The organism is Aquitalea sp. LB_tupeE (assembly GCF_013391415.1).
Lineage (GTDB): Bacteria > Pseudomonadota > Gammaproteobacteria > Burkholderiales > Chromobacteriaceae > Aquitalea.
The window spans coordinates 40,812-47,232 of the sequence record NZ_JACAXB010000036.1; the positions used below are offsets into that span (position 1 = coordinate 40,812).

Sequence of the window (6,421 nt, forward strand, 5' to 3'; positions counted from 1 at the left end):
CATGGCAAAAATCGTCGGCAGCATCGTTACCTCCCACGTTCCGGCTATTGGCCGCGCCATTGCGGGCAATCTGCAAAACGAACCGTACTGGAAGCCGTTTTTTGACGCTTTCCCGCCCATCCACCGCTGGCTGGACGAAGTAAAACCTGATGTCGCCGTGGTGGTGTACAACGACCATGGCCTGAATTTCTTCCTGGACAAGATGCCCACCTTCTCGGTAGGTGCCGCGCCGCAATACCACAATGCCGACGAAGGCTGGGGCATTCCCACCCTGCCGCCGTTTACCGGCGAGACCGAGCTGTCCTGGCACCTGATCAACCAGCTGGTGAACAAGGAATTCGACCTCACCTCCTGCCAGGAAATGCTGGTGGACCACGCCTTCACCCTGCCCCTGAAACTGCTGTGGCCGCAAGAAGGTGCTTGCCCGATCAAGGTGGTTCCGGTGTGCATCAACACCGTGCAGTTCCCCATTCCGTCGGCCAGCCGTTGCTACAAGTTGGGCGAGGCCATTGGCGAAGCCATCAGCGCCTGGGACTCCGACGCCCGCGTGGTGGTGATTGGCACTGGCGGCCTGTCGCACCAGCTGGATGGCGAACGCGCCGGTTTCATCAACAAACCCTTCGACCTGCAATTCATGCAAAGCCTGGTGGACAACCCCAAGTGGGCGACCCAGTACACGGTGGAACAGCTGGTGGAACATACCGGCTCGCAAGGCATCGAGCTGCTGATGTGGCTGGCCGCCCGCGCCACCATCAAGGGCGAAGTGCGTGCGCTGCAAAACACCTATCACCTGCCCATCTCCAACACCGCAGCCGGTGTGATGCTGCTGGAACCCCTTGCCTGAGTCACTGAGCAGAGGCCCGAGCACTGGCGGCCAGTCATCCCTGACTGGCTGCCGGACGCAAAACCACACACTGTTATCAGCAATTCTCCTCCTTCGCTGAACACCCGGCCCTGAGCCGGGTCTTTTTTTGCACTTGCCCTGGCAGTTGTAGAAGTTGATGAAGGCGAGACAGCGATGGGCACCGTTTTACAGACAAAAAAAGGCCGACAGGAACACCCCGTCGGCATGGGTTCAAACCCCAGATGGAAGCAATAGTGCGGTCGTCTCCTGCCCTGCCCTCAATGGCTCAGGCAGAGACGCCAAATTCCTCGGTATCGATTTCCTGCTGGGTAGCGGCGTTGTAACGGGCACCGCTCACCGTGTTTTCATTGACGATGGTATCCAGCCGCGTCAGCACTTCCATGCTCAGTTCCACCGTGTCGGCCGACAGGTTTTCCTGCAAATGGCTGACATTGCTGGTGCCAGGAATCGCAATCACCTGCTCGCTTTGTGCCAGCAGCCAAGCCATGGCCAGTTGCGCCAGGGTGAAGCCGGTTTCAGTGGCCAGGCCTTGCAGCGCATCCAGCAGGCGCAGGTTGCGGGTGAAGTGCTCGGCCTGGAAGCGCGGCATGGCGCGGCGGATGTCGTTGGCGGCAAAGCTGGCCGGGTCGCGCACGCCACCAGCCAGGAAGCCACGCCCCAGCGGGCTGAAGGCCACCAGCGCCACGTGTTGCTCGCGGCAGGCGTCCAGCAGCGCGATTTCCGGGTTACGCGTCCACAACGAGTATTCGCTTTGCACAGCGGCAATCGGGTGCACCGCCTGGGCGCGCGCCAGCGTGGCGGCGGATACCTCGGACAGACCAATGCTGCGGATTTTGCCCGCAGCCACCAGATCAGCCAGCGCACCAACGGAATCCTCGATCGGTACTTGTCGGTCCCAGCGGTGCAGGTAATACAGGTCAATCACATCGGTTTGCAGACGACGCAGGCTGTCCTCGCAAGTCTGGCGCAGGGTTTCCGGCCTGCCATCAATCACCCGCTTGCCCTCCACCCCGGTCATGCCACATTTGCTGGTGAGCACAATCTGCTGGCGATGGGGCTTCAGCACCTTGCCCAGGAGCTCCTCATTGGCCCCGAATCCGTACAGGGCGGCGGTATCAAACAGGGTGACGCCCGCGTCCAGCGCAGCCAGCAACACTTGTCCGGCACGCTCGGCAGACGGTGGCACACCGTAAGCATGGCTGAGATTCATGCAGCCAAGGCCGATGGCAGAAACGGTAAACGGGCCAAGCTGTCGCTGTTTCATGGAACTGTCCTTGCACTGTTTCTGCGCCCCCCTACATGAAAAAGACAAGGCCAGCCGGTTCGGGTGAACCGGATTGCCTTGTTCAGGAGGGTCGCTTACAAAAAGGTTTTCAAAAGAAACTTATCAAGAGCCGCTAAAAAAAAGCAAAGCGTCCCTGGGGCAAGGCGCGCCGACGCAGACAGTACACAACGTACGGCAAGGAGGCGCAACGCAGCACCAGGTTTTTTATTAGCGGCTCTAAACCAGCTGCTGCTCCAGCGCATGCAACACCTGATAACACGGCAATACCTGACGCAGGCTGGAGTTGGGTTCGCGGCCTTCGCGGATGGCGGCAAAGAATTCGCGGTCTTGCAGCTCGATGCCGTTCATCGACACATCCACCCTGGATACGTCGATCTTCTCTTCCTTACCGTTCACCAGGTCGTCGTAGCGGGCAATATAAGTGCCGGTGTCGCCGATGTAGCGGAAGAAAGTGCCTAGAGGGCCGTCATTATTGAAGGACAGGCTGAGGGTGCAAATGGCACCGTTGGCGGCCTTGAGCTGGATCGACATGTCCATGGCGATGCCCAGGGTGGGGTGGATCGGGCCCTGGATGGCGTTGGCCTTCACGATGGGGCTGCCGGCCTGGTAGGCAAACAGGTCCACGGTGTGGGCAGCATGGTGCCACAGCAGGTGGTCGGTCCAGCTGCGCGGCTGGCCCAGCGCGTTCATATTGGTGCGGCGGAAGAAGTAGGTTTGCACATCCATTTGCTGGATATTGAACTCTCCGGCCTGAATCTTGTTGTGCACCCACTGGTGGCTGGGGTTGAAGCGGCGCGTGTGACCACACATGGCCACCAGGCCGGTTTGCTGTTGCAGCGCGGCAGCGGCTTCGGCACCGGCCAGGGTATCGGCCAGCGGAATTTCCACCTGCACGTGCTTGCCAGCTTGCAGGCAGGCGGCGGTCTGGCCAGCGTGCATCTGGGTGGGCGTACACAGGATGACGGCGTCCACTTCCTTGATGGCCAGGGTTTCGTTCAGGTCATTGGTGACATGGGCCACGCCGTATTTGTCTGCCACTTCGCGGGTTTTGGCCAGATCACGGCCAATCAGCGATACCACTTCCACATCGGCAATATTCTTGATGCCGTCCAGATGCTTGATGCCGAAGGCACCTGCGCCAGCCAAAGCTACTTTGATTGTCATGACAGGGATTCCTTATTCTTTGTTTTCCAGAATGGCGTGACCCACGGCAGTGTTGGAAGCCGGGACATGGTAGAAGCGGTGCGCCACGTGCGGCAGCGGGCCGCTGCGCTGGCCATCGTTCACGTCCGCCATCGCGCCACGGGCAATCAGCCACATCACCAGTTCGATGCCTTCGCTACCGGCTTCGCGCACATAGTCGATATGCGGCACCTTGGCGCAGGCCACCGGGTCGTTGATCATCAGATCCAGCCAGTTGTTGTCCCACTCGCGGTTGATCAGCCCGGCGCGTGCGCCCTGCAGCTGGTGGCTCATGCCGCCGGTGCCCCAGATGTGCACATTGATGTCTTCGTCAAAGCTTTCCACCGCCTTGCGGATGGCCTGACCCAGCGCAAAACAGCGCTGGCCGGAGGGCACCGGGTATTGCACCACATTGACGGCAAACGGAATCACCGGGCAGGGCCAGGCGTCCTTCACCGGGTCCAGCTCGCCGCACATCAGCGACAGCGGCACGGTCAGGCCGTGGTCCACATCCATCTTGTTGACGATAGTGAGGTCGAAGTCCTGCTGGATCACGCTTTGCGCAATATGGCTGGCCAGCTCAGGATGACCCTTCACCACCGGCACCGGACGTGCACCCCAGCCTTCATCGGCCGGTTTGTACTCGGCAGCGGTGCCAATGGCAAAGGTGGGAATCATGTCCAGGCTGAAGGCGGTGGCGTGGTCGTTGTACACCAGGAAAATCACGTCCGGCTTGTTGTCCTTCATCCATTGCTTGGAGAAGTCATAACCGGCAAACAGCGGCTGCCAGTAGTCTTCCTGCGTCTTGTGCAGGTCCATGGCCACGCCGATGGCGGGCACGTGGGAGGTATAAACGGATGCGGTGATGCGTGCCATATCAGTTGCTTTCCTTGTTACCAGCAGCGCCTTGCGGCTGGCGGTGCGCCTGGGCGTCGCCGTCTTCCCCGATGTAGCGGTTGCCTTCTACCGAACGGCCACCGGCCATCATCATGTTGCGGTATTCCTCTTCGCTCATGCCGGTCATGGAGCCTGCCATCTGCTGGAAGCTCTTGCCATCGGTGGCACCAATGCGCGCCAGGAAGTAGATATTGCCGCCCAGCCGCATGCAGCGGTTGAGGTCGCGCGCCATCACCGCCTGTTTCTGCTCTTCGGTCATGGCCCATTCATCGAGATACGCCCGTTCATCGGCCAGAAAGCGGGCGCGGTTTTCCGCCTTCATCAGGCTGGTGCAAAACTGGTTCAGCCAGTAGCCCAGGCGGCTTTGCTCGGCATCGAAAATGATGGTGCCGGGCACGTCTTTATACGGTTTGTCCAGTGCCATGCAGGCTCCTCAACATTCTTCCGGCCAGTACAGGCGCATGGGGTTGTTCACCAGCAGTTGTTGCTGCAATTCGGCGGTCGGCGCGATATGGGGGATGAAATCCACCAGCAGGCCGTCGTCGGGCATATGGTCTTTCAGATTGGGGTGCGGCCAGTCGGTGCCCCACAGCACGCGGTCGGGGAAGGTTTCCACCAGTTTGCGGGCAAACGGAATCACGTCGTGGTAGGCATGGCGCTCGCCATCCAGCGCCTTGGGGCCAGTCACGCTCAGGCGTTCCGGGCAGCTGACCTTGGACCAGATATTGTCATGTTCGCGCATCAGTTTCACGAACAATTCAAACTGCGGCCCGTCCACCGGCAGGCTGACATCCGGGCGGCCCATGTGGTCCACCACCACGGTGGTGGGCAGGTTGGTGAAGAAGTCCCACAGCTCGGGCAGGTCTTGCGCCTCGAAATACACCACGATATGCCAGCCCAGTTTGGCGATGCGGCTGGCAATCTCCATCAGTTCGTCCTTGGGGGTGAAATCCACCAGCCGCTTGACGAAATTGAAACGCACGCCGCGCACACCGGCATCGTGCAGGCTTTGCAGTTCTTCATCGGTCACCGCGCGCTTGACGGTGGCCACACCACGCGCCTTGCCGTTACTGGCGCGGCAGGCGTCCACCATGGCGCGGTTGTCGGCACCGTGGCAGGTGGCCTGCACAATCACATTGCGGGCAAAACCCAGATGGTCGCGCAGGGCAAACAGGTCTGCCTTGCTGGCATCGCACGGGGTGTATTTGCGCTCCGGCGCATAGGGGAATTCAGCGCCGGGGCCGAATACGTGACAGTGGGCATCCACCGCACCGGCAGGCAGGGTGAAGGCCGGTTTGGCCGGGCCGTCAAACCAGTCCAGCCAGCCTGCGGTTTTGCTGAAGTCGCCACTCACGGGTTTAGTCATGATGTCGTCCTCAGTCGATATAACGCAGGCCGGCCTTGGCCAGCGGCTCGCGCATTGCGTACATGTCCAGACCCAGCACGCCGGAAGCCAGCTTGGCGCGTTTTTCGCCTTCGAACGATTCGCGCTTTTGCGCCGCCGCCAGCGTTTCTGCCGCACGCGCGGCAGGGACGCACACCACGCCGTCGTCGTCGGCCACAATCACATCACCCGGATGCACCAGCATGCCGGCGCAGACAACGGGAATATTCACCGAGCCCAGCGTGGCCTTGATGGTGCCTTTGCTGCTGATGGCGCGGCTCCACACCGGGAAGTCCATTTCTTGCAGGGTTTTCACGTCGCGCACTCCGGCGTCGATGATCAGCGCGCGGGCACCACGGGCCTGGAAGCTGGTGGCCAGCAGGTCGCCAAAGTAGCCGTCGGTGCATTCCGAGGTGACGCCTGCCACCACGATGTCGCCAGGCTGAATCTGTTCTGCCGCCACGTGCAGCATCCAGTTGTCGCCCGGTTGCAGCAGCACGGTAACGGCGGTGCCGGACACTTGTTTACCGGCAAAGATGGGGCGCATATAGGGCTTGAGCAGGCCGACGCGGCCCATGGCTTCGTGCACGGTGGCGGAACCCAGCGCGGCCAGTGCGTCGGCGGCGGCGCGGTCGGCGCGGGTGATGTTGCGGTAAACGACTCCGAGTTCGTACATGGTGTTGTCTTTCCTGTTCTGTTTTATCTATCGCGTGGCGCATGGCGCACGTGAGATGCGGTCAATTCCACAAAAGCTCCGGGTGAGCGCGGGGCTTTTGTTCGCAATGACTACAGGCCTTTGGCCTTGAGC

The 6,421-nt window shown here is 61.0% G+C and carries 7 protein-coding genes; 1 reads left to right on the forward strand and 6 read right to left on the reverse strand.

What is annotated here, in order from left to right:
• Position 1: 1 nt before the first annotated feature.
• Positions 2-844 (forward strand): class III extradiol dioxygenase family protein, encoded by an 843-nt coding sequence (locus tag HWX34_RS19230; RefSeq protein ID WP_178973783.1) that lies wholly within the window; start codon positions 2-4, stop codon positions 842-844.
• 286 nt (positions 845-1,130) lie between these two features.
• On the opposite strand, the gene HWX34_RS19235 is transcribed toward HWX34_RS19230, so the two are convergent.
• The 6 genes from HWX34_RS19235 to ligK all read right to left on the reverse strand — a co-directional run bounded on the left by HWX34_RS19235 (position 1,131) and on the right by ligK (position 6,289).
• Complete coding sequence (locus HWX34_RS19235; protein ID WP_178973784.1) at positions 1,131-2,129, reverse strand: aldo/keto reductase; 999 nt, start codon at positions 2,127-2,129, stop codon at positions 1,131-1,133.
• Positions 2,130-2,366: 237 nt separating this feature from the next.
• Positions 2,367-3,314, reverse strand: coding sequence for a Gfo/Idh/MocA family oxidoreductase (locus HWX34_RS19240; RefSeq protein ID WP_178973785.1), 948 nt, complete (start codon positions 3,312-3,314; stop codon positions 2,367-2,369).
• Positions 3,315-3,326: 12 nt separating this feature from the next.
• The gene (locus HWX34_RS19245; protein WP_178973786.1) at positions 3,327-4,208 is read right to left on the reverse strand and encodes a class III extradiol dioxygenase subunit beta; all 882 of its coding nucleotides are present in this window, start codon (positions 4,206-4,208) and stop codon (positions 3,327-3,329) included.
• A 1-nt stretch (position 4,209) separates the two neighbouring features.
• Positions 4,210-4,653 (reverse strand): protocatechuate 4,5-dioxygenase subunit alpha, encoded by a 444-nt coding sequence (gene ligA, locus HWX34_RS19250; protein WP_178973787.1) that lies wholly within the window; start codon positions 4,651-4,653, stop codon positions 4,210-4,212.
• 9 nt (positions 4,654-4,662) lie between these two features.
• Positions 4,663-5,595 carry an amidohydrolase family protein gene (locus HWX34_RS19255; RefSeq protein ID WP_178973788.1) on the reverse strand — a complete coding sequence of 311 codons (933 nt, stop codon included), beginning with the start codon at positions 5,593-5,595 and terminating at the stop codon, positions 4,663-4,665.
• A 10-nt stretch (positions 5,596-5,605) separates the two neighbouring features.
• Positions 5,606-6,289 carry a 4-carboxy-4-hydroxy-2-oxoadipate aldolase/oxaloacetate decarboxylase gene (ligK, locus tag HWX34_RS19260; protein ID WP_113023966.1) on the reverse strand — a complete coding sequence of 228 codons (684 nt, stop codon included), beginning with the start codon at positions 6,287-6,289 and terminating at the stop codon, positions 5,606-5,608.
• Between the last annotated feature and the right edge of the window lie 132 nt (positions 6,290-6,421).